This is a genomic window from Streptomyces sp. NBC_01190 (assembly GCF_045039895.1).
In the GTDB taxonomy this organism is placed as follows: Bacteria; Actinomycetota; Actinomycetes; order Streptomycetales; family Streptomycetaceae; genus Actinacidiphila.
On the sequence record NZ_CP108580.1, the window covers coordinates 1,552,887 to 1,577,500 of the forward strand.

General features: G+C 72.9%; 14 protein-coding genes, 2 rRNA genes and 3 pseudogenes (1 of these 19 only partly in view). 3 read left to right on the plus strand and 16 right to left on the minus strand.

All coding sequences use genetic code 11. From position 1 onward, the window contains the following. Nucleotides 1-327 precede the first annotated feature (327 nt). The 4 genes and pseudogenes from ald to OG519_RS06615 all read right to left on the minus strand — a co-directional run bounded on the left by ald (nt 328) and on the right by OG519_RS06615 (nt 7,630). Nucleotides 328-1,443 carry an alanine dehydrogenase gene (ald, locus tag OG519_RS06600; protein WP_405592515.1) on the minus strand — a complete coding sequence of 372 codons (1,116 nt, stop codon included), beginning with the start codon at nt 1,441-1,443 and terminating at the stop codon, nt 328-330. 323 nt (nt 1,444-1,766) lie between these two features. After that, a complete protein-coding gene (locus OG519_RS06605) occupies nt 1,767-4,049 on the minus strand; it encodes an ATP-binding protein (protein ID WP_405579877.1) in 2,283 nt (760 codons plus the stop codon). A 1,398-nt stretch (nt 4,050-5,447) separates the two neighbouring features. Continuing rightward, nucleotides 5,448-5,867 (minus strand): annotated as a pseudogene (locus OG519_RS06610) (NUDIX domain-containing protein); the annotation flags it as partial. A 110-nt stretch (nt 5,868-5,977) separates the two neighbouring features. Next, on the minus strand, nt 5,978-7,630 hold the full coding sequence (locus tag OG519_RS06615; RefSeq protein ID WP_405579880.1) for a CTP synthase: 1,653 nt from the start codon (nt 7,628-7,630) through the stop codon (nt 5,978-5,980). 572 nt (nt 7,631-8,202) lie between these two features. Here OG519_RS06615 and OG519_RS06620 point away from each other — a divergent pair. After that, nucleotides 8,203-10,029: a glycoside hydrolase family 15 protein gene (locus OG519_RS06620; RefSeq protein WP_405579883.1), complete on the plus strand. Its 1,827-nt coding sequence runs from the start codon at nt 8,203-8,205 to the stop codon at nt 10,027-10,029. A gap of 63 nt (nt 10,030-10,092) precedes the next feature. On the opposite strand, the gene OG519_RS06625 is transcribed toward OG519_RS06620, so the two are convergent. The 7 genes from OG519_RS06625 to OG519_RS06655 all read right to left on the minus strand — a co-directional run bounded on the left by OG519_RS06625 (nt 10,093) and on the right by OG519_RS06655 (nt 17,252). Then, the gene (locus OG519_RS06625; protein WP_405579886.1) at nt 10,093-11,217 is read right to left on the minus strand and encodes a glycosyltransferase family 4 protein; all 1,125 of its coding nucleotides are present in this window, start codon (nt 11,215-11,217) and stop codon (nt 10,093-10,095) included. Between the two features lie 177 nt (nt 11,218-11,394). After that, the gene (locus OG519_RS06630) at nt 11,395-12,039 is read right to left on the minus strand and encodes a hypothetical protein (RefSeq protein ID WP_405579889.1); all 645 of its coding nucleotides are present in this window, start codon (nt 12,037-12,039) and stop codon (nt 11,395-11,397) included. 318 nt (nt 12,040-12,357) lie between these two features. Next, nucleotides 12,358-14,127 carry a DNA repair protein RecN gene (gene recN, locus OG519_RS06635; protein WP_405579892.1) on the minus strand — a complete coding sequence of 590 codons (1,770 nt, stop codon included), beginning with the start codon at nt 14,125-14,127 and terminating at the stop codon, nt 12,358-12,360. Between the two features lie 55 nt (nt 14,128-14,182). Then, the gene (locus OG519_RS06640; RefSeq protein ID WP_405592517.1) at nt 14,183-15,118 is read right to left on the minus strand and encodes an NAD kinase; all 936 of its coding nucleotides are present in this window, start codon (nt 15,116-15,118) and stop codon (nt 14,183-14,185) included. Between the two features lie 23 nt (nt 15,119-15,141). Next, nucleotides 15,142-15,948 (minus strand): TlyA family RNA methyltransferase, encoded by an 807-nt coding sequence (locus tag OG519_RS06645; RefSeq protein WP_405579895.1) that lies wholly within the window; start codon nt 15,946-15,948, stop codon nt 15,142-15,144. Nucleotides 15,949-15,955: 7 nt separating this feature from the next. Further along, nucleotides 15,956-16,243: a hypothetical protein gene (locus tag OG519_RS06650; RefSeq protein WP_405579898.1), complete on the minus strand. Its 288-nt coding sequence runs from the start codon at nt 16,241-16,243 to the stop codon at nt 15,956-15,958. Continuing rightward, nucleotides 16,236-17,252 (minus strand): histone, encoded by a 1,017-nt coding sequence (locus OG519_RS06655; protein ID WP_405579901.1) that lies wholly within the window; start codon nt 17,250-17,252, stop codon nt 16,236-16,238. The genes OG519_RS06650 and OG519_RS06655 overlap by 8 nt, the downstream gene beginning before the upstream one ends. A gap of 130 nt (nt 17,253-17,382) precedes the next feature. Here OG519_RS06655 and OG519_RS06660 point away from each other — a divergent pair, with 130 nt between their 5' ends. Next, nucleotides 17,383-17,730, plus strand: coding sequence for an SCP2 sterol-binding domain-containing protein (locus OG519_RS06660; RefSeq protein ID WP_405579904.1), 348 nt, complete (start codon nt 17,383-17,385; stop codon nt 17,728-17,730). Between the two features lie 223 nt (nt 17,731-17,953). Here the strand turns inward: OG519_RS06660 and OG519_RS06665 are convergent, their stop codons facing one another. Further along, nucleotides 17,954-18,985 (minus strand): HAD-IIA family hydrolase, encoded by a 1,032-nt coding sequence (locus OG519_RS06665; protein ID WP_405579906.1) that lies wholly within the window; start codon nt 18,983-18,985, stop codon nt 17,954-17,956. A gap of 149 nt (nt 18,986-19,134) precedes the next feature. On the opposite strand from OG519_RS06665, the gene OG519_RS06670 reads away from it, so the two are divergent. After that, entirely contained in the window at nt 19,135-20,373 is a 1,239-nt protein-coding gene (locus tag OG519_RS06670; RefSeq protein WP_405592519.1) for a DUF1015 domain-containing protein, read from the plus strand. Nucleotides 20,374-20,912: 539 nt separating this feature from the next. On the opposite strand, the pseudogene OG519_RS06675 reads toward OG519_RS06670, so the two are convergent. The 4 genes and pseudogenes from OG519_RS06675 to OG519_RS06690 form a co-directional block, all read right to left on the minus strand. Then, nucleotides 20,913-21,585, minus strand: a pseudogene (locus OG519_RS06675) (hypothetical protein); the annotation flags it as partial. Between the two features lie 519 nt (nt 21,586-22,104). Further along, nucleotides 22,105-22,938: pseudogene (locus tag OG519_RS06680) on the minus strand (tetratricopeptide repeat protein); the annotation flags it as partial. 153 nt (nt 22,939-23,091) lie between these two features. Further along, a 5S ribosomal RNA gene (gene rrf / locus OG519_RS06685) occupies nt 23,092-23,208 on the minus strand. Between the two features lie 136 nt (nt 23,209-23,344). Beyond that, nucleotides 23,345-24,614, minus strand: a 23S ribosomal RNA gene (locus tag OG519_RS06690) (it continues 1,859 nt past the right edge of the window).

The window sequence follows — 24,614 nt, forward strand, 5'->3', positions numbered from 1 at the left end:
GTCTCGGCCCGGCGGGACTCGAAGGTGCGGACCGCGACCGAACCGACGGTCATTCCTGGTTGACCACCCCCCGGAGCAAATGTCGACTCATTCACAAGTCGTCTTACCTCCTTGGTGACCAGGAAACATCTAGACAGGTCGGCGTGACTACAGCCGACGCTTCGCGACTCTATGGCGTGTCGGTGGTCCGCAGCAACACAATCCGCCGTACACGGCCCGATGTGTCGGCAACCGAACACCCGGCTGTCAAGGGCGTAACCACGCGAACGGACGGGTCTCGACCGGCAAGACCCGTCCGTCGAAGGCGAGTTGACGCCCGGCGCGGATTCAGCCCGCCAGAGAGCGCAGATCAACGGCGTGCAGGCCGTGCGCGTCCGCGACCGGCCCGTAAACGACCTGCCCCTCGTGGGTGTTGAGGCCCAGCCCGAGCGCCGCGTCCCGCCCGGTCGCCTCGCGCCAGCCGCGGTTGGCCAGCTCGACGATGTACGGCAGCGTGGCGTTGGTCAGCGCGTACGTCGAGGTGTTGGGCACCGCGCCCGGCATGTTGGCCACGCAGTAGAAGACCGACTCGTGGACGGTGAAGGTCGGTTCGGTGTGCGTGGTGGGCCGGGAGTCCTCGAAGCAGCCGCCCTGGTCGATCGCGATGTCGACAAGGACGGAACCCGGCTTCATCCGTGACACCAGTTCGTTGGTGACCAGCTTGGGCGCCTTGGCGCCGGGGATCAGCACCGCGCCTATCACCAGGTCGGCTTCGAGCACGGCCTGTTCGAGAGCAAGCGCGTTCGAGGCGACGGTCTGGACCCGGTTGCCGAACACCTTGTCGGCCTCGCGCAGCTTGTTCACGTCCTTGTCGAGCAGCGTGACGTGGAAGCCGAGGCCGAGCGCGATGGTGGTGGCGTGCCAGCCGGAGACACCGGCGCCGATGACGACCGCCTTGCCGGACTGGACGCCGGGCACACCGCCGGGCAGCACCCCGCGCCCGCCCGCCGAGCGCATCAGGTGGTACGCGCCGACCTGCGGGGCGAGCCGGCCCGCCACCTCGGACATCGGGGCGAGCAGCGGGAGCCGGCCGTCGGCGAGCTCGACCGTCTCGTAGGCGATCGCGGTGGTGCCGGACTCCAGCAGGGCGTCGGTGCACGCGCGGGAGGCGGCGAGGTGCAGATATGTGAAGAGGGTCTGCCCCTTGCGCAGCCGGTGGTACTCCTCGGCGACCGGCTCCTTGACCTTCAGCAGCAGATCGGCCTCGGCCCACACCTGGTCGGCGGTGGGGAGGATGCCGGCGCCGGCCGCCACGTACTCCTGGTCGGGGATGGACGAGCCCTTGCCGGCGCCCTGCTCCACGACCACCTGGTGTCCGTTGCGCACGAGCTCGTGCACGCCGGCCGGGGTGATGGCCACGCGGAACTCGTTGTTCTTGACCTCGCGGGGGATGCCCACCTTCACGTCGATCACGGTCCTTGCACTCAGGGAAGACTGGCGGGATTCGGCAGGGGGTTGCCGGTCAACCGGAGAAACCGGAGCGCCGGGAGAACTCGGAAGCCCCCATACGTCCTGACATGGTGCGGAATGACGCGACACATCGGACCTGACCGCGTTGTACGCAGCCAGGACCAGTTTAGTGAAGGAGGAGCTGCTGTCCAGCCTTACAAAATGGTGAGTTCGGCCGGAGACGTTGGCAGTTTCGTAGGCTGACAGGGCCGACGCGGGGTGGTGTGCGGTTGCGGAGGCGGGGCGGGGGGCGCGGGGCGGCGGGGGCGGGGCTGTGCTCAGAAGGCGGGGAACTCGCCGGGCTGGAGGAGCCGCCGGGCGGCCGCGCGCTGGAGGGCCGCGCCGCTGGGGTCGCCGAGCCGGTCGAGGGCGTCGGCCAGCCGCAGCAGCACCGCCGCCTCCAGCCGCCGCTCCCCCGCCTGCCGGGCCCAGTGGAGCGCGTCGCGGCAGGTGCGCAGCGCGTCCTCGGAGTGGCCCGCGTACTCCTGGACCCTGGCCGCCTCGGCGAGGGCGCGGGCCTGCGCGGGCAGATCGCCGAGCCGTCGGTGGACGCCGGCCGCGGCGCGCCATTCGCGCAGGGCGGGGCCGAAGCGGCCGAGATGGCTCTGCACCGAGCCGATCCTGGCGTGCAGCCGCGCTTGGTGGCCGAGTTCACCGCGGGCCTGCCGCAGCGCCAGCGCCCGGCCGAACCAGTCCATGGCGCGCGACAGGTCCTGCCGGGCGAGGTACGTCGAGCCGAGCGCTTCCAGGATCCGGCCCTCGGCCTCGGTGTCGCCGCCGGCCCGGGCCGGGCCGAGTGCCTGCCGGTACTTGTCCAGCGCGTCCTCCGGGCGGCCGGACTCGGCGTCCAGGTCGGCGAGGTTGATCAGGGCGGCGGCCTGCTCCCGGTGCAGGCCGCGGCGCTCGGCGACATCCAGTACGAGGCGGTGCAGCTCATAGCGTTCGCCGATCGCCGGGGCGGCGGCAGGGACGGCGACGAGCGCGCGGACCAGGGCGGCCACCAGTCGGCGGGCCAAGGTGTCCAGTTCGCCGTCGGCGACCGCCGCACGGGCGGCGGCCATCAGCGCGGGCAGCCGGGCCTCCAGCCAGCGCCGGGCCTCTTCAGGCGAGCCGAACCGCAGTGCGCCGGGCAGTCCGTCGGCCGGCGGCTCCCCGGCCAGCGCGGCGCGGCAGGACAGCAGCAGTCGTACGGTCCGCTCCAGCATCCGGGCCCGGGCGAGCCGTACGTCCTCGGGGTGCTCCTGGCTCGCCACCAGGTCGCGCAGCAGCGGCTCCAGGCAGGCCGGCAGCCGGTACCGGCCCTCCCCCGCGCCAGGGGTGAGCAGGCCGCCGGCCACGAAGTCGTCCAGCGTGGCCTGCGCGGCCGACACCGAGCAGCCGGCCAGCGCGGAGGCGACATGGGCGTCCGCCTGGCCGGCCGGGGCGAGCACCAGCAGGCGCAGGATCCGGGCGGCGGTGGCGGGGAGGTCCTGATGGATCAGCCGGAAGGCCCGGACGAGTTCCCGCGGGGTCGCGGGGGCGGGCGGCAGATCGGGCCCGGGAGCCGCGGGGGATCCCGGCGGCGGCCCCTGCGGGGGTGCGGTGCCCATGGCGGAGGTGACCGAACCCACGGCGGCCGCAGCCGCCTCGGCCGCTGGGGAAGCCGGCGCCGCGGCGGCCGACGCCGGGCCGGAAAGCCTCGACCCACCCTGGTCCCGCACCGCCTCGGCCCCAGGAGACCTGGACCCACCCGGCCGACCGAAGGCGGCGGCAGCCGGCGAGCCCGCCTGTTCTTGGACCGCCCCAGTTCGGACACCAGGCCCGGCACCAGGAGGCCTGGACCCACCCGGTCGGCCAAAAGCGCCGCCACCCGCCGAGCTTGCCTGCTCCTGCTCCTGCCCCGCCCCGGAACGAGCGCCGGATGGGGCCGCGGGAGACGTGGACGCACGAGGCCGGCCGAAGGCGGCGGCAGCCGCCGAGCCCACCTGTTTTTGGACCGCCTCAGGCCGGGCGCCGGAGGTGGCCCGGGGAGTCGTCCCCGGAGCGGATTCCGCGAGGTCCAGCGGCGCCAGACCGTCGGTCGCCCTGACCGCCGGCGGAGCCGCCGGAGCGGTGTCCTGGGCGGCCCGCAGCCGCGCGGCGGCCTCGGAGAGGGACAGCCGGGGCCGGGCGGCGAGCCAGGGGCCGATCAGCCGGAGCGCGGTGGGGTGGCCTGCCACCTCCTGCACCAGCGCTTCGGCGCCGCGCGGGTCGTTGGTGACCCGGGTGCTCCCCACCGCCTGCCCGAGCAGCGCGACCGCGGCCGGTGTCTCCAGCCCGCCGAGGGTGCTGGGCCGCACATCGGCCACGCCCGCCAGCGGCCCGCCGGAGGTGGCCACGACCAGGCTGTCCGTCCCCGCCGGCAGCACTCCGGTCAACTGGGCCGCCGACACCACGTCGTCCAGTACGACCAGCACCCGTCGCCCGGCCAGCGCCGCCCGCAGCGCGGCGGCGGGGTCGCCTCCGGCTGGGTGACCGACCGCGCGAACCCCGCCGCCGGGCGCGACCCGCGATACGGGCCTCCCCGACTGCTCGGGGCCCAACCGGTCACCAGCGGGCCCGAACGCCTGCGGCTGCCCGCTACCCGGACCCCCACCACCCAAATCCCCGGCCAGGCCCGAGTGCCCGGAATCACCGGCCGGCTCGGGGCCGTCGGGCCGCGCTCCGCCGGCCGGGGTCGCTAAGGCGGGGGACGGACCGGTAGCACGGGACGAGGCACGGGCACCGTTGGGCTCGGCGATGTCCTCCGGGGCAGAAACGGAACCGCTCGGAGACGCAGACATCCCCACAGGTGCCGCCCCGCCCACCGCGCGGGAGACAGGAGCGCTCGATGACGTAGGGGCCCCAGCGGGCGCAACCCCGCCCACTGCCGTGCCGGAAACGGAATCCCCCGAAGGTGCGGAACCCCCCGCAGGCACCACCCTGCCCACCGCCGCACGGGAAACAAGTCCCCCCGAAGACGTAGGCATCCCCGCAGCCCCCAGCCCGCCCACCGCCGTACGGGAAACCGGGCCGCCCGCAGGCGCCGCTCCGCCCGCCGCCGCGACGGAAACGGAACCCCCCGAAGACGCGGGCACCCCGGTGCGCGCCGCACCGGTCACCGCGTGCAGGAGAGCCCGTACCGTTTGGGCCGCCGGGATCGGTTCGCCCGCGTCTCCGGTCAGGCGGAGGAAGAAGAGGCCGTCGGGGTAGTCGGGGGCGAGCTGGTGGGCGAGGTGCAGCGCCGTGGCGGTCCGGCCGACGCCCGGGCGGCCGACGACCAGCAGGACGCGGGCCCGGTCGGGCGCCTTGCCGCGCGCGGCGCCGAGGCCGGGGCGGGTGATCTCGGCGCGCAGCTCGGCCAGTTCCCGCTCGCGGCCGACGAAACGGGGTGCGCCGGGCGGGAGGACGCCGTGCGGCGGGCGGTCGGGGATCGGTCCCCCGTCGAGCGTGATCGCGGTGACGACCGGGACCACGGGGCCCGTGCCGGCCGACCGCGCCGGGGGCGGATCGAGCGCCTGGTCCGTCACGGGGCACGCTCCCGGCTGGGTGGGTTGGTCGTCGCGTCGCCCGCGGTGAAGGGGCGTGCGCCGAGCCTAGTTCACCCGGTACGCGCCTTCCCCGGGTTCTCCGGGTACGACGCGACCTGGACCGGCGACGCTCACCCCATCGGATCATCGCATCCGGTGGCCGCCGGCCTCCACCCCGCTGATCGGCCGACCGGCCGGCCCGCCAGCCGGCCCGGTGAAAGCTCAGTCCTCGGCGGTGAAGGGCCTGGCCGGCCACGGCGCGTCGGCCGGCCGCAGCGCCTCAAGACCGGCGCCGGCCAGCGCGGCGCTCAGCGCCAGCACACCCGTGACGAGCGCGGTGTTGTGCAGCTCGCCGGCGAGAATGGCGCGGACCAGCTCGTCGAGCGGCTCCCTGGCGGTCTCCATGTCCGCTTCCTCGTCGACGGCCTCGAAGCGCTCGCCCTCCGCCGCGGTGATGTCCCGGGCGAGGAAGATCCGCAGCGCCTCGTCGGAACCGCCCGGCGAGCTGTATACATCGGCGAGGACCCGCCAGTCGGCCGCCTTCACATGTGCCTCCTCGAAGAGTTCACGCCGCGCGGCGTGCAGCGGGTTCTCACCGGGGATGTCGAGCAGGCCGGCCGGGATCTCCCAGAGCCGTTGGCGGACGGGGTGGCGGTACTGCTTGATGAGCAGCACCCGGCCGGTGTCGTCGAGCGCCAGGATGGCGACCGAGCCGGGGTGGACCTGGTAGTCCCGGGTGACGGTGCCGCCCTCCGGCGTGACCACCTCGTCGGTACGGACACTGGTCTTCTTGCCGGTGAACGGCGTGGAGGTGCCGGTGACCTGCCACTCCTGCGGGGTGTCCTGAAGCATGGGGGCGCCTTCCGGGGTCCGTGAACGATGCTGCCGATGCTTTCGCGTGCTGCGAATGCTGCGAATGCTGTCATCGCCGGCGGTCCGGCGGGCCCGGACCGCCAGGGCGCTCAGCCCTGCTTGGCGGCGACCGCCGCGGCGACCAGCCCGGCGAAGAGCGGGTGCGGCCGGGTGGGCCGGGACTTCAGCTCGGGGTGGGCCTGGGTGGCCACCAGGTACGGGTGCGCGTCACGGGGGTACTCGACGTACTCGACCAGCTTGTTGTCGGGCGAGGTGCCGGAGAAGACGAGGCCCGCCTTCTTCTCCAGTTCGCTCCGGTAGGCGTTGTTGACCTCGTAGCGGTGCCGGTGCCGCTCCTCGACGTAGGCCTGGTCGCCGTAGACCGCGCGGACGATGGAGCCCTCGGCGAGCTTGGCCGGATAGGTGCCGAGCCGCATGGTGCCGCCGAGGTCGCCCTTGCCGTCCACGATGTCGAGCTGCTCGGCCATGGTGGAGATCACCGGGTGGGCGGTGGCCGGGTCGAACTCGGTGGAGTTGGCGCCTTCGATGCCGGCCAGATTGCGGGCCGCCTCGATCACGACGCACTGGAGCCCGAGGCAGAGTCCGAGGAGCGGGACGCGGTTCTCACGGGCGAAGGTGATCGCCATCACCTTGCCCTCCACCCCCCGGTCGCCGAAGCCGCCGGGGACACAGATCGCGTCGACGTCCGAGAGCTGGGCCGCCGCGCCCGCCGGGGTCTTGCAGTCGTCCGAGGTGACCCACTTGATGTGCACCTTGGCGTTGTTGGCGAAGCCGCCGGCCCGGAGCGCCTCGGTCACCGACAGGTAGGCGTCGGGCAGATCGATGTACTTGCCGACCAGCGCGACCGTCACCTCGTGCGCGGGCTCGTGGACCCGCTTGAGCAGGTCGTCCCACTGGGTCCAGTCCACATCGCGGAAGGGCAGGTCCAGCCGCCGGACCACATAGGCGTCCAGGCCCTCGGTGTGCAGCACCTTGGGGATGTCGTAGATGGACGGGGCGTCGATCGCGGCGACCACCGCGTCCTCGTCCACGTCGCACATCAGCGAGATCTTGCGCTTGATCGCGGTGGGCACCGGCCGGTCCGCGCGGAGCACGATCGCGTCCGGCTGGATGCCGATACTGCGCAGCGCGGCCACCGAGTGCTGGGTGGGTTTGGTCTTCAGCTCGCCGGAGGGGCCGATGTAGGGCAGCAGCGAGATGTGCACCACGAACACGTTGTCCCGGCCGACCTCGTGCCTGACCTGCCGTACGGACTCCAGGAACGGCAGCGACTCGATGTCGCCGACGGTGCCGCCGACCTCGGTGATCACCACGTCCACGTCGTCGGCGGCCATCCGCCGGATCCGGGACTTGATCTCGTTGGTGATGTGCGGGATGACCTGCACGGTGTCGCCCAGGTACTCGCCCCGGCGCTCCTTGGCGATGACCGAGGAGTAGATCTGGCCGGTGGTGACGTTCGCGGAACCGGCCAGGTTCACATCGAGGAAGCGCTCGTAGTGGCCGACGTCCAGATCGGTCTCGGCGCCGTCGTCGGTGACGAACACCTCACCGTGCTGGAAGGGGTTCATGGTGCCCGGGTCCACGTTGAGATACGGGTCGAGCTTCTGCATGGTGACCCGCAGGCCGCGCGCCTTCAGCAGCGCACCGAGGCTGGAGGCGGTCAGGCCCTTGCCGAGCGAGGAGGCCACGCCACCGGTGACGAAGATGTGCTTGGTGGTGGAGGATTTCGGCGCAAGTGCCAAGAGAGGGCTCCCGTGGTCGCGAGGTGAGGGTCGAAACGGCGTTCGTGCCTGGGAGCGCCGTCGCGGCGGTTCAGTGGTTCCAACCCACCGGCCCACGGGCTACCAGGGTATCAGCGCCGCCGCGGTGCCCTCCTCGGCCGCCCCGGGCCGCCCGGGGCTTTTCGCTGCTCGCGAGGGTCCGGCGGCTTCCGGCGGCTTCCGGCGGCTTCCGGCGGCTTCCGGCGGCTTCCGGCGGCTTCCGGCGACTGATGTGAGAGGCTCGTGGGAGTGATGTGCGGACCTCGCGATCCGGTGCACGCCATCGCGACATATCAGGTTCCCTCATGGTTACGGTTGTGTGTCGGCAAAAGAAACCGATCCACCCGTCCGGCTCAGCAAAGATCGCCGAGAGACGCACACGGTCCGTCTCGACGACGTATTCTGCTCGAACGCATTGCGCGAGCAGACCGGCACGGCACCATCCCGCCCTCTTCCGGATCGTTGAGCTCGTCCGAGATCCCAACCCAGATCCAAGATCTGGGTTGTTCCCTAGACCGAAAGACCGTCCCACGCGGGGGCGGCGCCGTGTTCGAGTGGAGTTGCACGTGGCCGGGCGTATCGAGGACTACGCACTCATCGGTGATATGCAGACCGCCGCACTCGTCTGCAGGGACGGGACGGTCGACTGGCTGTGCCTGCCGCGTTTCGACTCCCCGGCGGTTTTCGCCGGGTTGCTCGGTACCGACGAGCACGGTGTCTGGCGGCTGGGCCCAGCGCAGCCGGAGGGCGCACCGCCCCCGGCTGCCACCCGCCGTCGCTACCGGGGGAACTCCCTGGTGCTGGAATCGGAGTGGGACACCGAGCGCGGGACGGTGCGGGTGATCGACTTCATGCCGCCCCGTGACGGTGCCCCGCAGCTCATCCGGATCGTGGAGGGCGTGCACGGCAGGGTGCCGATGGTCTCCACTCTGCGCATGCGCTTCGCCTACGGGCAGGTCACGCCGTGGGTGCACAAGGTGGGCGACCGCACGGTGGCGGTGGCCGGACCGGACTCGGTCTGGCTGGACACCGAGGTCGAGACGTACGGCGAGAACCTGACGACGTACTCGGAGTTCACCATCGCGCCGGGCGACCGGGTCGCGTTCACCATCAGTTGGGAGCCTTCGCACAAGCCGCAACCGCCGCTGCCGGAGCCCGAGGTGGCGCTGGTCAACACCGAGGACTTCTGGCGCGAGTGGGTCGATCAGTGCACCTACACCGGTCCGTACCGTGAGGCGGTCGTCCGCTCCCTGATCACGCTGAAGGCGCTCACCTACGCGCCGACCGGCGGGATCGTGGCGGCGCCCACCACCTCGCTGCCCGAGGACATCGGCGGGGTGCGCAACTGGGACTACCGCTTCACCTGGCTGCGGGACGCCGCGATCACCCTCTCCTCGCTGCTGCGCACCGGCTACCGGGACGAGGCCCGCGCCTGGCGGGAGTGGCTGCTGCGGGCGGTGGCGGGCGATCCGGAGAACCTGCAGATCATGTACGGCATCGCCGGCGAGCGGGAGCTGGGTGAGAACGAGCTGCACTGGCTGCCGGGCTACGAGGGCTCCATGCCGGTCCGGATCGGCAACGGGGCCGCGCACCAGCTCCAGCTCGATGTGTACGGCGAGGTCACCGAGGCGCTGCACCTGGCGCACATGACCGGCCTGGCCCGCAACGACTACGCGAGTCTGCTCCAGCTCAAGCTGATCCGCTACCTGGAGAACCACTGGAACGAGCCGGACGAGGGCATCTGGGAGGTGCGCGGCCCGCGCCGCCACTTCGTGCACTCCAAGGTGATGGCGTGGGTGGCCGTGGACCGCACGGTCAAGCTGATCGAGTCCGGCGAGGTGGACGGTCCGCTGGAGCGGCTCAAGGAGCTGCGTGAGGACATCCACTACGACGTCTGCGAGAAGGGCTACGACCGGGAGCGCAACACCTTCACCCAGTCGTACGGCTCACGCGAACTGGACGCCTCGCTGCTGCTGATCCCGCAGATGGGCTTCCTGCCGCCCGACGACAAGCGGGTGATCGGCACCATCGAGGCGATCCAGCGCGAACTGTCCACCACGGACGGCTTCGTGCTGCGCTACCCCACGACGAGCGGCGCCACCAGCGGCGAGGAGAACCTCGACGGTCTGCCGGGTGACGAAGGGGCCTTCCTGGCCTGTTCGTTCTGGCTCGCCGACGACCTGGCGATGATCGGCCGGGTGGAGGAGGCGCGGCGCCTCTTCGAGCGGCTGCTGGCCCTGCGCAACGATCTGGGCCTGCTCGCCGAGGAGTGGGACCCGCGCCGGCAGCGCCAGGTGGGGAACTTCCCACAGGCGTTCAGCCATGTGCCACTGATCGACACCGCGCTCCGCCTCACCGCCGCGGGGGCGTTCGGCGCCTGAGCGGTACCGGGCCCGGCGAAAGCCGGGCCCGGCCCGCATAGCAGATCCGGCCTTGGGCCGGCTTTAGCTGGCTTGGATCAACTCGTCGTAGACGCTGAGCACTTGGGCCACCGTGTCGTCCTCGGTCGGCCAGCTTGCGGCCTGGGCGCGGCCGGCGGCGGTGAGGGTGCCGCGCCGGGCCGGGTCGCCGAGCAGGGCGGTGACGGCACCGGCGAGCGCGGCGGAGTCACCCGGCGGGACCAGGACCGCCGCCTCACCGACGAGCTCCGGGATACCGCCCACGGCGGTGGCCACCAGCGGCACCCCGGCGTGCAGCGCCTCCTGGGCGATCAGCGCCCTCGCCTCCCAGCGGCTCGGCAGCACCACCAGGTCGGCCGCGGAGAGCAGTTCGGGGATGTCGTCGCGGCGGCCGATGAGTCGCACCGGCAGTTTCTCCGCCTCGATCCGCCGCTTCAGCGCGCCGCGTTCCGGTCCCTCGCCGGCGATCACGACCAGCGGCCGCGGCTCGGCCCCGGCCCAGCGGGCGGCGGCGTCCAGCAGGACGTCGTACCCCTTGCGCGGTTCCAGCCGGCCGACGGCGAGCAGCAGCGGCCGGTCCACCGCGCCGAACTCGGCCCGGGTCCTGTGCCGGCGGCGCTCCCCGTCGGCGGGCGGGCGCGGCGGCCGGGCGACCGGACGCGGTACGGCGACCGGGGCCAGCCGGACATCGCGGGCGCCGTGGGCGCGGGCCCGGTCCACCAGGTCGGAGGAGACCCCGAGGACGACACTGGCACCGCGTACCGCCCGCCGCTCCAGCCAGCGCAGCATGATCCCACCGTCGCCGGGCGCGTCGGCGCCGTGCCAGGTCACGACGAGGGGGACCCGGCGGCCGCCGAGCGCGACCGCGGAGAGCAGCCCGGCCCGCAGCCCGTGGGCGTGGACCACCCCGGCGCCGGTGAACATCCGCCGCAGCACGCCGACCGCCGGCGCGTCGGCGGCCGTGCGGCGGCCGATGTCCACCGGGACGAAGCGGGCGCCGCCGCGGGTGAAGGCGTAGTCCCCCTCGGAGGCGGCGGGTCCGCACACCGTGACCTCGACCCCGCGGGCGACCAGGCCGCCGGCGAGCGAACTGACATGCGCTCCGGCCGCGCCGCTCAGCACGTGCACGGCGTGCAGCGGCCCCAGGGTGGGGTGCGAGGTGCTGCTCACGCGAGGCGGGGCTCCTGAGTCGGCGCCGGTGGGCGGAAGGTGGCGGTTCGCGGGCCGGACGGGCCGGCCCGCGCGGCGGCTGTGACGGCTCACGGTCATCGGGACTCCGGCTCTCGCGCGGACCGTGCGGCGACCCGTCAAGGATGCCAGGCCGCACCGGTCCTGCCCCGCCGGGGATCACCCATACGGGTGGGCCCGTCGGCCCCAGGGGTCAACCTGCCGTATCCCAGGCGGGTTCCACAACCGCCCCCGGACGGAGATCCGGTCGCCGATCGCGGTCAGCGTGACGAGCAGAGAGACGTGCAGCAGCAGCCCGGCGCGCCCGTTGGCGGTGGCGATGGCCGCGCCCAGCGCCGCGCCGAGAGCGTGCGCGCCCGCCTCGCCAAGCCTGATCCGCTCGGTCAGGTCGTCCCCGAGGACGGCCGCCGCCGCGCCCACAGACGCCGAGGTCAGCACGGCTCCCGGACCGTCCCGGAACAGGGCCGGCACACCGGCCGCGATCACCGCCTTCGCCGCGCGCCCCGGAGCCACGTCGAACAGGTTCACCGCGTGGGCGGCGCCGGCGATGACCGCCGCGGCGAGCAGCCGGTCCAGCGGGCGGGCCTTCAGCAGCGCCCCGGCCGCCAGCCCGGCGCCGCCGATACCGAGCAGCCTGACCCCGCCGGAGGTGAGTACGCCGCCGCGCAGGGCGGCGAGATGGGCGCCGAAGCCCCGCTCGGCCGTGGCGCCCCGGCGGCCGTCGTGGGCACCGCCGTCGTAAGCACCGCACGCGCCGGCCGCCAGGGCCGCACCCACGGCGGCGAGGCGGGTCCTGGCCCCCACCCCCGGGCGAGCGCCATCGCCGCCGCCGCACTGGCCGCCGCGGCCGGACCGCCGTACAGCTCCACCCCGCGCCCGGCGCGGTGGGGCCGCTGCCACAGCCGCGGCTCCACCGGCACCCGGCGCCGTAGCTGCCGGTACGCGGCCCGGGTGGCGACGGCCGCGGCCATCGCCACGGAGAGCCGCCCGCTTCGCGGCGTCCCGGGCCGCGCGGCCGGTTCAGGCGCCCTCGACGCCGCCGACGCCCCCGGCCTCCGCGGCGCGCCGCTCATCTCGGGCTCTTCTCCGTCGACCCGCCCCGTTCGGCGCGGGCGGCCCGGGTCAGCGGGCGGCCTTGGCGGCGGCCAGCAGCTCTTCGGCGTGCGCCCGGCCCAGTTCGGAGTCCTCCAGGCCGGCGAGCATCCGGGAGAGTTCCCTGACGCGGGCCTCGCCCTCCAGGACGGTGACGCCGCTGCGGGTCACCGAGCCGTCGTTGGTCTTCTCCACCAGGAGCTGCCGGTCGGCGAAGGCGGCCACCTGCGGGAGGTGGGTGACGACGATCACCTGCGCGGTGCGGGCCAGCCGGGCCAGCCGCCGGCCGACCTCGACCGCCGCCTTGCCGCCGACTCCGGCGTCCACCTCGTCGAAGAGATACGTCGGCACCGGGTCGGAGCCGGCGAAGACCACCTCGACGGCGAGCATGACCCGGGAGAGTTCACCGCCGGACGCGCCCTTGGCGATCGGCCGGGGCGGGGAGCCGGGGTGGGGCGCGAGCAGCAGCTCCACCTCGTCCGCGCCGGCCGGCCCGTAGACCACCGCCCGGCCGCCCACGTCCACACCGGCCGCCGGGTCGGGCGCCTCGGTCTGCCTGATGGCGACGGTGACCCGGGCGTGCGGCATCGCCAGCTCCGCCAGCTCCGCGGTGACCGCCGCGGCGAAACGGTCCGCCGCCTCACCGCGCGCGTCGGTCAGCCCCTGGGCGAGTGCGCCGAGTTCGTCCCGCAGCACGTCGCGTTCCGCGGTGAGTTCGGCGATCCGGTCGTCGTCGCCCTCGAGTTCGGCGAGCCGGGCGGCGCCCGCCGCGGCCCAGGCGACGACCCCGTCGATATCGGCGCCGTACTCGCCCTGGCCGCCGTACTTGCGCACCAGGTGGGACAGGACGGCCCTGCGCTCCTCGACCGCGGCCAGCCGCAGCGGGTCGGCGTCCAGGTTGTCGGCGTAACCGGCCAGTTCACCGGCCACGTCGCCGAGCAGGATGCCGACCTCGGCGATCCGCCCGGCCAGTGCGGACAGCGCCGCGTCGTGCGCCCGCACCGCGTCCAGGGCCCGCTGGGCACCGGCCACCAGGGTGCCGGCGTCCACGCCCTCGGGGTCCTCGGGATTCCCGGCGAGGGCGCCGTGCGCGATGGTGGCCGCCGACGCCAGCGCCTCGGCGTGCCCGAGCCGTTCGGCCTCCGCGGCCAGTTCCGCGTCCTCACCGGAGAGCGGCTCGGCGGCGGAGACCTCCTCGATGCCGAAGCGCAGCAGATCGGCCTCCTGGGCCCGCTCCCTGGCCCGGGTGGTCAGCTCGGCCAGCTCCGCGGCGACCTCCCGCAGCCGCCGGTACGCGTGCCCGTACTTGACCAGCGGCACCGACACGGCGTCGCCGGCGTACCGGTCGAGCGCCTCGCGCTGCCGGGCGGGGCGCAGCAGGCCCTGCTGATCGGTCTGGCCGTGCACCGCCACCAGGTCGTCGGCGAGTTCGCCGAGCAGCCCCACCGGCACCGTGCGGCCTCCGACATGGGCCCGGGACCGGCCCTCGGCCGAGACGGTACGGCTGATCAGCAGCTCGCCGCCGTCCAGCTCGGCGCCGGCCTCCTCGGCCCGCACCGCGGCCCGCGCTTCCGGGTCCATCCGCAGCCGGCCCTCGACCAGCGCCTGCTTGGCGCCGATCCGGACCAGCGCGGGATCGGCCCGGCCGCCCATGAGCAGGCCGAGACTGGTGACGACCATGGTCTTGCCCGCACCGGTCTCACCGGTGACGGCGGTGAAGCCGGGTGAAAGCTCCACCACGGCGTCCTCGATGACACCCAGCGACCGAATCCGCATTTCCTCCAACACGGATACGACCATACGAGGTTTGCCACCCGCCGCGCGACGGGCGTCCGCTCGACCGCCGTGCGCGGGTTCAGCGCGGGGCGCCCCGCCAGCCCGCGACGGGCAGCGCGAACTTGGCCACCAGCCGGTCGGTGAAGTTGGCGTGGTGCAGCCGGGCCAGCCTGACCGGGACCGCGCCGCGCCGCACCTCGACCCGGGCGCCGGCCGGCAGCTCGACCGTCCGGCGGCCGTCGCACCACAGCACACCGTGCGGCGTGGCGGACTGCACCTCGACGGCGAGCACCGAGTTGGGCGATGTCACCAGCGGCCTGGCGAACAGGGCGTGGGCGCTGATCGGCACCATCAGCAGCGCCTCGACCTCGGGCCAGACCACCGGGCCGCCGGCCGAGAAGGCGTACGCGGTGGAGCCGGTCGGGGTGGCGCAGACCACGCCGTCGCCGCCGAACCGGGAGACCGGGCGGCCGTCGACCTCGGTGACCACCTCCAGCATCCGCTCCCTGGACGCCTTCTCCACCGACGCCTCGTTGAGCGCCCAGTCGGTGTGCACGATATGGCCGTCGTTGCGGACCAGGACGTCGAGGGTCATCCGCTCCTCGACCTCGTACTGGCGGGTGACCACCCGGTCCACGACCTTGTCGAGGTCGTCGCGCTCGGCCTCGGCGAGGAAGCCGACCCGGCCCAGGTTGACGCCGAGCATCGGCACCCCGGAGGCACGGGCGAACTCGGCGCCGCGCAGCAGGGTGCCGTCGCCGCCCAGCACGATGATCAGTTCACAGCCCTGGACCGCGCCGGGGCCGATCTCGCCGATCAGCTCGACCGCGGCGGGCAGCGGCAGGTCCACCGCCTCCTCCGCCAGCACCCGCACGCCGATGCCGCAGCGCATCAGCCCGAGCACCACCCGCTCCGCGCTGCGGATGGCCGCCTCACGGCCGGTGTGGGTGAGCAGGAAAACCGTGCGGTCGCCGAAGGGCCGGTCGATGGCGCCGGTGCTGCCGACGCCGCTCACGGTCTCGCCGTTCGGATTCTCGGTCACCGGGGCCCCTCCGCCACAGCACGGTCGACGTCGGCGGGGTCCAGCGCGGGCGCCCCGGTCCGCAGCCACAGAAAATACTCCACGTTACCCGAAGGGCCGGGCAACGGGCTGGCCGTCACGCCGAGCGCGCCGAGGCCGAGGCCGGCGGCCTGTTCGGCGACCTTGCGGACGCTCTCCGCGCGCAACTGGGTGCTGCGCACCACCCCGCCGCTGCCCAGCCGCTCCCGGCCGACCTCGAACTGGGGCTTCACCATCAGCACCAGGTCGGCGTCGGGCGCGGCGCAGCGCACCAGGGCGGGCAGCACAAGTCCCAGCGGGATGAAGGAGAGGTCGCCGACCACCAGATCGACCGGCCGGTCGCCGATCATGTCGAGCGTCAACTCACGTACGTTCGTACGGTCCTTCACGGTGACGCGCGCGTCGCTCTGGAGCGACCAGGCGAGTTGGCCGTAGCCGACGTCCACGGCGACCACCTCGGCAGCGCCGGCCCTGAGCAGCACATCGGTGAAGCCGCCGGTGGAGGCGCCCGCGTCGAGCGCCCGCCGGCCGGCCACGGTCAGCCCGAGCGGGGTGAACGCGGCGAGCGCGCCGGCGAGTTTGTGGCCGCCGCGCGACACGTACTCCGGCTCGCTGTCGTCCTCGGCCACCACCACGGCGGCGCTGGTCTCCACCTGGGTGGCCGCCTTGGTCGCGGTGGCGCCGCCCACCGTCACCCGGCCGGCGGCGATCAACTGGCTCGCGTGGTCCCGGGAGCGCGCCAGGTTCCGGCGCACCAGCTCGGCGTCGAGTCGGCGTCGTGCCACGTACGGTTCAGCCCCTGTTCTCGTCCAGCGCGGCGAGTGCGTCCCGCAGCCCGCGATGCACATCCTCGTACACCTCTATGTGCGTCTGGGTCGGCAACTCGTCCGCGTCGCCCAGCCGCTCAACCGCGGCGTCCACCTCAGCATTCCCGGTGGCCCCGACGGTCACCCCCAGCGGCCGCGGCTCGGCGGGCCCGGGCGCGGGGGTATCCGCGGTGTCGGCGGTGGCGGTCGGGGGTTCGGCGGCGGCGAGGGGCTCGGCTACGGCGAGGCTCTCGGCGGCGGGCGGTTCAGTCATGGCCCGGCTCCAGCAGGTCGGACGGCTTGGGCGCGGGAGTCTTCTTCGCGGGTGCCCCGGTGGCCTTCTTGGCGGCGCCGGAAGCGGTGGTCCGGGACGGGTTGGCGGTGCTGGGCGCGCCGTTGGTCTTCTTGGCGGCGGACTTGGCGGCTGTTTTGGCGGCCGTCTTCTTCGCGGATGCCTCGGTGGCCTTCTTGGCGGCCGTCTTCTTGGCCGGGCCCGCGGCCGGCGGAGCGGGGATCGGCTGGGCGGGCGCGGTGTCCTTCGCGGGCGCCGACTTCTTGGCCGGGGCCGCCTTCTTCGCGGGCGCGGCCTTCTTGGCGGTCTTCTTCGCCGCCGCGGTGCTCCCGGCAGCCGGTGGGTTCCCGGCCGCCGCGGTGTTCCCAGCCGCCGCGGTCCGCTTCGCCGGCGCCGCCTTCTTCCCCGCCGCGGCCTTCTTGGCGCCGACCGTGGTCCTGGTCGTGCCGGAACCGGCATCCGAGGCGGCGGCCTTGCGGGTGGTGGCCGTCTTCTTGGCCGCGGACTTCCGCGCGGCGGCGGCCCGCTTCGCGGCGGGCGTGGCGACCGGGGGCCCGTCGGCGAACGCCCCGGCCGCGTCCGGTTCGACGGTCACATGCTCGACCGTGGGGGCCTTGGCGGACGGCGCGGGACCCTGCTTCGCGGCGGACCTGGGGCTCTCCAGATCGCGGATGCGGCGCTCCAGCGTCTCCAGGACGACGCCCACCTTGGTCACCTCGTCGGCGAGCCGCCCGACCCGGCCCATCCCCTTGTCGACCTCCTCGCGGATCAGCCCGATCAGCAGGTCGCGGTTGGCGCGCCCGGCGGCCATCAGCTCCTCGGCGAGGGTCTGGACCTCGGTCGGGATGGCCGAGCCGAGCCGTTCCTGAAGGGCCCCGACGTCGACTCCGGTCTGGTCGAGCATCTCTCTGGCGGCGTCGACCGTACGGCGCCTGGTGGCCTCGGTCAGGCCGCCCGCGATCTGCAGACAGGTACGCAACGCGTCCCTCATCGCTCTCACTCCTTGCCTCGCCGCTGACACATGTGGTCACGACGCTACCGCTTCCGGCCGCCGGAGCCGGATCACCGCCCCTGCGGTACCGTCATCCGGACGCACGACGAGATCGGGGGACCCCACACCGATGGCCACCATCGAGGAGTGCCGCGCCGCACTGGACCGGCTGGCGGCGAATCTCGCCGCGGCCGACGGCGACCTCAAGGCGGCTGCGGCCCTGGACCGTTCGCTGAGCTGCCGGATCACGGATCTGGACATCACGTTCGTGGGCCGGCTGACGGGCGGCCGGATCGAGGACGTGACGACCGTGCCCGGCGCCCCGGCCGACAAGGCCCAGATCCGTCTGACGACAAAGGGCGACGACCTGGTGGCGATGGTCGGCGGCGAGCTCAACTTCGCCCGGGCGTGGGGCAGCGGCCGGGTCAAGGTGCAGGCGAATCTGCGGGACGTCCTGCGGCTGCGGTCCCTGCTGTAACCGGAACCGGGAGCGGCGCGGTTCCTCCCCCAGAGCTTCGCCTGGGGGTACCCCCAGCGCCTCCAGAGGGGGTCCGTGGTTGCCTGGCGGGGCGGGGGAAGCGTGGCCAAAAGGGGCGCGGGGAACCGCGCGACCAGCCAGGGCGCGGTGATCCGCCGCGGCGAGGGGTCGTCCCCGCCTCGGCGGATCGACAGGGGTCCGCATCGGGGGAACCCCCGCGCCCTCAGCCGTGCTTGAAGCCGAGTCGTTCGAGCGGCTCCTTGGCCGAACCGCTGAACGAACCCTCACCCGCGGCCGTCCAGGCGGCCGCGGACAGCGCCCGCAGACCGTCGATCGGCTCGCCCTCCCCGTCCAGGGCGAGCCCGTCGGACGCCGCGGAAGCCGTCCACCCCCCGCAGGCGAAAGCGCCGTCGCCGGACGACGTGACCTCGGGATGCGCGGTGAGCAGCCCGCGCAGGTCCGCCGCGACATAGGTGGGGCGGTGCTTGGGCTCGGCGGCCAGCAACTGCGCCGGGGTGGTCACCCCGGTCAGGACCAGCAGCGACTCCACCTTCCCCGCGTACGCCCCCTCGATGTCCGTGTCGAGCCGGTCACCCACCACCAGCGGCCGCTCGGCCCGGGTGCGGATCACCGTCTCCCGGTGCATCGGCGGCAGCGGCTTCCCCGCCGCCTGCGGCGTGGCACCGGTCGCGATCCGAACCACCTCCACGGCCGCGCCGTTGCCCGGGCCGATCCCGCGCTCGCTGGGGATGGTCAGATCCGTGTTGGACGCGAACCACGGCACCCCGGCGTTGACCGCGTACGCCATCTCCGCGAGCTGCGCCCACCGCAACTGCGGCGAATACCCCTGAACGGCGGCGGCCGGCCCGTCCGCGGCGGACTCCACCGGCACCAGACCCCGCTCCCGGACCGCCGCGATCAGCCCCTCGCCGCCCACCACCAGCACCTTCGAACCCGCCGGCACCTGCTCGGCGATCAGCCGGGCCACCGCCTGCGCGGAGGTGATCACATCCTCGGGCTCGGCCGGCACACCGAGCTCGGCCAGATGATCGGCGACGGTCCGCGGCGTACGGGCCGCGTTGTTGGTGACGAATGCCAGCCGCATCCCGTCCCCGCGGGCCGCCTTGAGCGACGCGGGGGCGTGCGCGATCGCGTCCCCGCCGGCGTAGACCACCCCGTCGAGATCGAGCAGCGCGACGTCGTACAGCGTGTCAAGCGCTTGTTCACTGCCGTTCGGACTGGTCCGCAGGGTCATGGCCGGCTCGCTCCTTGTCGTGGTCGATGACGTGATGATCCCTCATACCAGGTGGGCCCAGGACGTAGCATGCGCTGGTGAGCATCTCCGGTCCCGACGATCCCGCTCGGCGCCCCGGCCAGGAGGACGGCGCGGGCCGAGCGCCCGGTCTGCGCCTGGCGCCCTTCCGCGGCCTGCGCTACGTACCGGAACGCGTCGGCGATCTCGCCGCGGTCACCTCCCCGCCGTACGACGTCGTGGTGCGGCCCGAGGGCCAACGGCACCTGGAGACCGCCGACCCGCACAACGTGGTGCGGCTCATCCTGCCGACCGGGCCCACCCCCGAGCAGCGGCACGGCAAGGCCGCCCGCACGCTCGCCGAATGGCGGGAGCGGGGCGTGCTCGCGGCCGACCCGGAGCCGGGCCTGTACGTGTACGAGCAGATCGACGGCACCCACCTCCAGCGCGGGGTCATCGGCGCGCTGCGGCTGACGCCGCCCGCGGAAGGCGTGGTGCTGCCGCACGAGGAGGTGATGCCGGGACCGGTCGCCGACCGCGCCGCCCTGATGCGCGCCACCGGCGCCAACCTCGAACCGCTGCTGCTCACCTACCGCGACGGCGAGGCGACCGCCCGGGTCATCGACCGCACCGCGGAGCGGACCGGGCCACTGCTCGCCATCACCACCGAGGACGGCACCCGGCACCGGTTGTGGGCGCTCACCGACCCCGGGGAGATCGCCGCCGTCCAGGCCGACCTCGCCACCCGCCAGGCCCTGATCGCCGACGGCCACCACCGCTGGGCCACCTACCGCCGCCTCCAGGCCGACCAACCGCCGGGCACCCCGTGGGACTACGGCCTGGTGCTGCTGGTCGACACCGCCCGCTACCCGCTACGGGTACGGGCCATCCACCGACTGCTGCCGGGACTGTCCCCCGGCATCGCGCTCAGGGCCGCGCAGCCCCTCTTCCGGGTGCGAGCGCTGGGCGGCCCGCTGGAGCGGGCCCTGGAGGTGCTGGCCGACGCGGCCACCGAGAGCAACGCCTTCCTGCTCGCGGGCGACGGCTTCCACCTCCTGGACCGCCCCGACCGGGACTGGCTCTGTGACACGGTGCCCCCCGACCGGCCCCAGGCGTGGCAGGGGCTGGACGCCACCGTGCTGCACTCCGCGCTCCTGGACGGCGTCTGGCGGGTCCCGGACTCCCCCGACCACATCCGCTACATCCACGACGCCGCCGCGGCCGTGGAACTCGCCGAACGGCTCGGCGGTACGGCGGTGCTGATGCATCCGGTACGTGAGCACGTGGTGCTGGAGTTGGCGCGCAACGGCGTGATGATGCCGCGCAAGTCCACGTCCTTCGGGCCGAAGCCGGCCGGCGGCCTGGTGATGCGGGGGCTGGACCTGGAGTGAGCGGGACGTCCGGGCGCGTCCCCGGGCGCTGGCCGGGAAAGCCCGAGGGCGGCACCCGCGGTGTGCGGGTGCCGCCCTCGGCGGTGTCGGACCTCGGCGGTCTCAGTCCTCGTCGCGGTCGTCGCGGGCCGGCTCACGGAAGGGCGAGCGGAGGAAGGACGAGGGGGTCTCCGGGTCCTCGGCCTTCTTCGCCTCGGCCTCGTCGGAGGCGGACTTTCCGTCCGCCGTGTGGTCCTCGGCGGCCTCTTCCGCGTCATCCTCCTCGATGGCGGTGCGCACCTCGGCCCGCACGGCGGCTTCCTCGGCGACTACGTCGGCCGGGGCGTCGTCGTCATCCTCCTCGTCCTCGATGGCGTCCAGCTCGTCGTCCTCGCCACCGTCTTCGTCTTCGGCGTCTTCGGCGTCGTCGAAGTCGGCGTCCTCAACGTCTGTGTCGTCGTCATCGTCATCGACGTCGTCCACGGGCGCGTCGGCGGCGGCCTTCGGCGTCTCGTCGTCGCCTTCCGCGTCCTCTTCACCGTCGTCGTCGATGACGTCCACGAACTGGAGGCCGTCGAGCTGGGCGAGCCGGTCGGAGGCGTCCGTGGTGCCGTTGTGGTCGGCCTCCAGCGCCTTGGCGAACCAGTCGCGGGCCTCGCTCTCCCGGTCGACCGCGAGCAGCGCGTCCGCGTAGGCGTACCGCAGCCGCGCTGTCCACGGGTGCACGGCACTGGCCGCGAGCTCCGAGCTCTGCAGGGTGACCACGGCCGCCTCGGCCTGGCCCATGTCCTGCCGGGCGCCGGCCGCGACCAGGCGCATCTCGACCTGGCCGGCCTTGTCCAGCTTCTGCACCTCGGGGGCGCCTGCCATCTCCAGCGCCCGTTCCGGCCGGCCGAGCCCGCGCTCGCAGTCCGCCATGACCGGCCAGAGGTCCACCGTGCCGGTCATCCGCCGGGTCGCACGGAACTCCGCCAGCGCCTCGGCGTAGCGCTCGGTGGCGTAGGACGCGAAGCCCGCCGCCTCCCGTACGGCCGCGACCCGAGAGGCGAGCCGCAGCGCGACGCGCGAGTACGCGTAGGCCCGCTCCGGGTCCTCGTCGAGGAGTTGGGCGACCATCACCAGGTTGCGCGCCACATCGTCGGCGAGCGTCTTCGGCAGGCTCATCAGCTCCTGCCGCACGCTCGGGTCGATCTCGTGACCGGTCACCTCGTCCGGGATCGGCAGCCGCCTGATGGGCTCGCGGTCGTCGCGGCGCTCATCGCGGCCGCCGTGGTTCTCGAACCGGCCGCGCCCCTGCACCGAAGGACGCCGGCCGAAGTCACGACCGTCCCGGTCGCCGCCGCCTTCCCGGCGCGGCCCGCTGGGCCGGTCGTCGCGCGGGCGGTCGTAACGCGGCCGGTCCTCACGGGGACGATCGTCACGCGGGCGGTCATCCCGGCGGAAGCCGCCACCGCTGGGGCGATCGTCACGGGGACGGTCGAAGCGGGGACGGTCGTCACGACGGTCATCGCGCGGACGATCGTCACGCGGGCGGTCATCCCGGCGGAAGCCGCCACCGGTGGGACGGTCATCACGGGGACGGTCGAAGCGCGGCCGGTCGTCACGACGGTCATCGCGCGGACGGTCATCCCTCGGCCGGTCGAAGCGCGGCCGGTCGTCACGGGGACGGTCATCGCGGGGGCGATCGTCACGGCGCGGGGGGCCACCCGCCCGGTCGTCCCGGCGGAAGCCACCACCACCGGCACCGCCACCGGGCCGGTCGTCACGCCGGAACCCGCCACCGCGGTTGTCGTCACGCCGCGGGCCGCTCGGCCGGTCGTCACGCGGGCGGTCATAGCGCGGCCGGTCGTCGCGACCGAAGCCGCCGCCACCCGCACCGCCACCAGGACGGTCATCGCGACGGAAGCCACCACCACTGGGGCGGTCATCGCGCGGCCGGTCATCACGGCGGAAACCGCCACCGCTGGGCCGGTCGTCACGCGGGCGGTCGTAGCGCGGCCGATCGTCACGGCGGAACCCGCCGCCGGCGCCACCGCCGGGACGGTCGTCACGGCGCGGGGGGCCACCCGCCCGGTCGTCCCGGCGGAAGCCACCACCGCCGGCACCGCCGCCGGGCCGGTCGTCCCTGCGGAACCCTCCCCGGTCGTCCTCACGTCGCGGTCCACGGGGACGGTCGTCACGCGGGCGGTCGTCGCGGCGGAACCCGCCACCTGAGCGGTCGTCACGGGGACGGTCGTCACGGCGGAAACCGCCACCCCCCGCGCCGCCACCGGGACGGTCATCGCGCCGGAAGCCACCGCCACCACCCGGACGATCGACGCGGGGCCGGTCATCACGACGGAACCCCCCACCGGTGGGACGGTCGTCGCGGCGGGGTCCACCACTACGGGGGGCGCCGCCGGAGCGGTCATCACGCGGCCGGTCGTCACGGCGGAAGCCGGCGCCGCCACGGTCGTCGCGCCGGGGAGCTCCCCGGTCGTCGTCCCGGCGGGGGCCGCGGGGCCGGTCATCACGACGGTCATCACGTCGATCGTCACGGCGGTGTTCGCCGCCGCGCGAGTCCCGACGCTCCGGGCGTTCGGGCCGGTCTTCGGGTGAGTTGGACATCGACGTGACTCCTGTCGGATCGTGCTGCTGTAGTGCAAGTCTCCCGTACCGTCCAGGAGCTTGCGCTTCGAGGAAAAACAAAAGGACCCCCGGTCCCAGCGCTTAGGCCAGGACCGAGGGTCCAGAAAGATTGTTCGGCGGTGTCCTACTCTCCCACAGGGTCCCCCCTGCAGTACCATCGGCGCTGAAAGGCTTAGCTTCCGGGTTCGGAATGTAACCGGGCGTTTCCCTAACGCTATGACCACCGAAACGCTATCGGGTGACCCCAGCCGTGGCGGGATCTCGACAGTGTCCTAGCGAACAAGCACACTTTTTAGTTGTGTGAACTGGTTCAACCGGTGCGACTGTTCGCAACCCGGGAACCAAACAGTGGACGCGAGCAAACATGGACAAGCCCTCGGCCTATTAGTACCGGTCAGCTCCACCCATTACTGGGCTTCCACATCCGGCCTATCAACCCAGTCGTCTACTGGGAGCCTTACCCCATCAAGTGGGTGGGAGTCCTCATCTCGAAGCAGGCTTCCCGCTTAGATGCTTTCAGCGGTTATCCCTCCCGAACGTAGCCAACCAGCCATGCCCTTGGCAGAACAACTGGCACACCAGAGGTCCGTCCGTCCCGGTCCTCTCGTACTAGGGACAGCCCTTCTCAAGACTCCAACGCGCGCAGCGGATAGGGACCGAACTGTCTCACGACGTTCTAAACCCAGCTCGCGTACCGCTTTAATGGGCGAACAGCCCAACCCTTGGGACCGACTCCAGCCCCAGGATGCGACGAGCCGACATCGAGGTGCCAAACCATCCCGTCGATATGGACTCTTGGGGAAGATCAGCCTGTTATCCCCGGGGTACCTTTTATCCGTTGAGCGACGGCGCTTCCACAAGCCACCGCCGGATCACTAGTCCCTACTTTCGTACCTGCTCGACCCGTCAGTCTCACAGTCAAGCTCCCTTGTGCACTTACACTCAACACCTGATTGCCAACCAGGCTGAGGGAACCTTTGGGCGCCTCCGTTACCCTTTAGGAGGCAACCGCCCCAGTTAAACTACCCACCAGACACTGTCCCTGATCCGGATCACGGACCGAGGTTAGACATCCAGCACGACCAGAGTGGTATTTCAACGATGACTCCACCACGGCTGGCGCCGCGACTTCACAGTCTCCCACCTATCCTACACAAGCCGAACCGAACACCAATATCAAGCTATAGTAAAGGTCCCGGGGTCTTTCCGTCCTGCTGCGCGAAACGAGCATCTTTACTCGTAGTGCAATTTCACCGGGCCTATGGTTGAGACAGTCGAGAAGTCGTTACGCCATTCGTGCAGGTCGGAACTTACCCGACAAGGAATTTCGCTACCTTAGGATGGTTATAGTTACCACCGCCGTTTACTGGCGCTTAAGTTCTCAGCCTCGCCACACCGAAATGTGACTAACCGGTCCCCTTAACGTTCCAGCACCGGGCAGGCGTCAGTCCGTATACATCGCCTTACGGCTTCGCACGGACCTGTGTTTTTAGTAAACAGTCGCTTCTCGCTGGTCTCTGCGGCCACCCCCAGCTCACACCGTAAAGATGATCACCGGATGTGGCCCCCCTTCTCCCGAAGTTACGGGGGCATTTTGCCGAGTTCCTTAACCATAGTTCACCCGAACGCCTCGG

Coding starts and splice junctions, on each gene's coding strand:
- recN (WP_405579892.1), bottom strand. CDS start 14,127: ATGGTCGTATCCGTGTTGGAGGAAATGCGGATTCGGTCGCTGGGTGTC.
- OG519_RS06650 (WP_405579898.1), bottom strand. CDS start 16,243: ATGACTGAACCGCCCGCCGCCGAGAGCCTCGCCGTAGCCGAGCCCCTC.
- OG519_RS06665 (WP_405579906.1), bottom strand. CDS start 18,985: ATGACCCTGCGGACCAGTCCGAACGGCAGTGAACAAGCGCTTGACACG.
- OG519_RS06655 (WP_405579901.1), bottom strand. CDS start 17,252: ATGAGGGACGCGTTGCGTACCTGTCTGCAGATCGCGGGCGGCCTGACC.
- OG519_RS06660 (WP_405579904.1), top strand. CDS start 17,383: ATGGCCACCATCGAGGAGTGCCGCGCCGCACTGGACCGGCTGGCGGCG.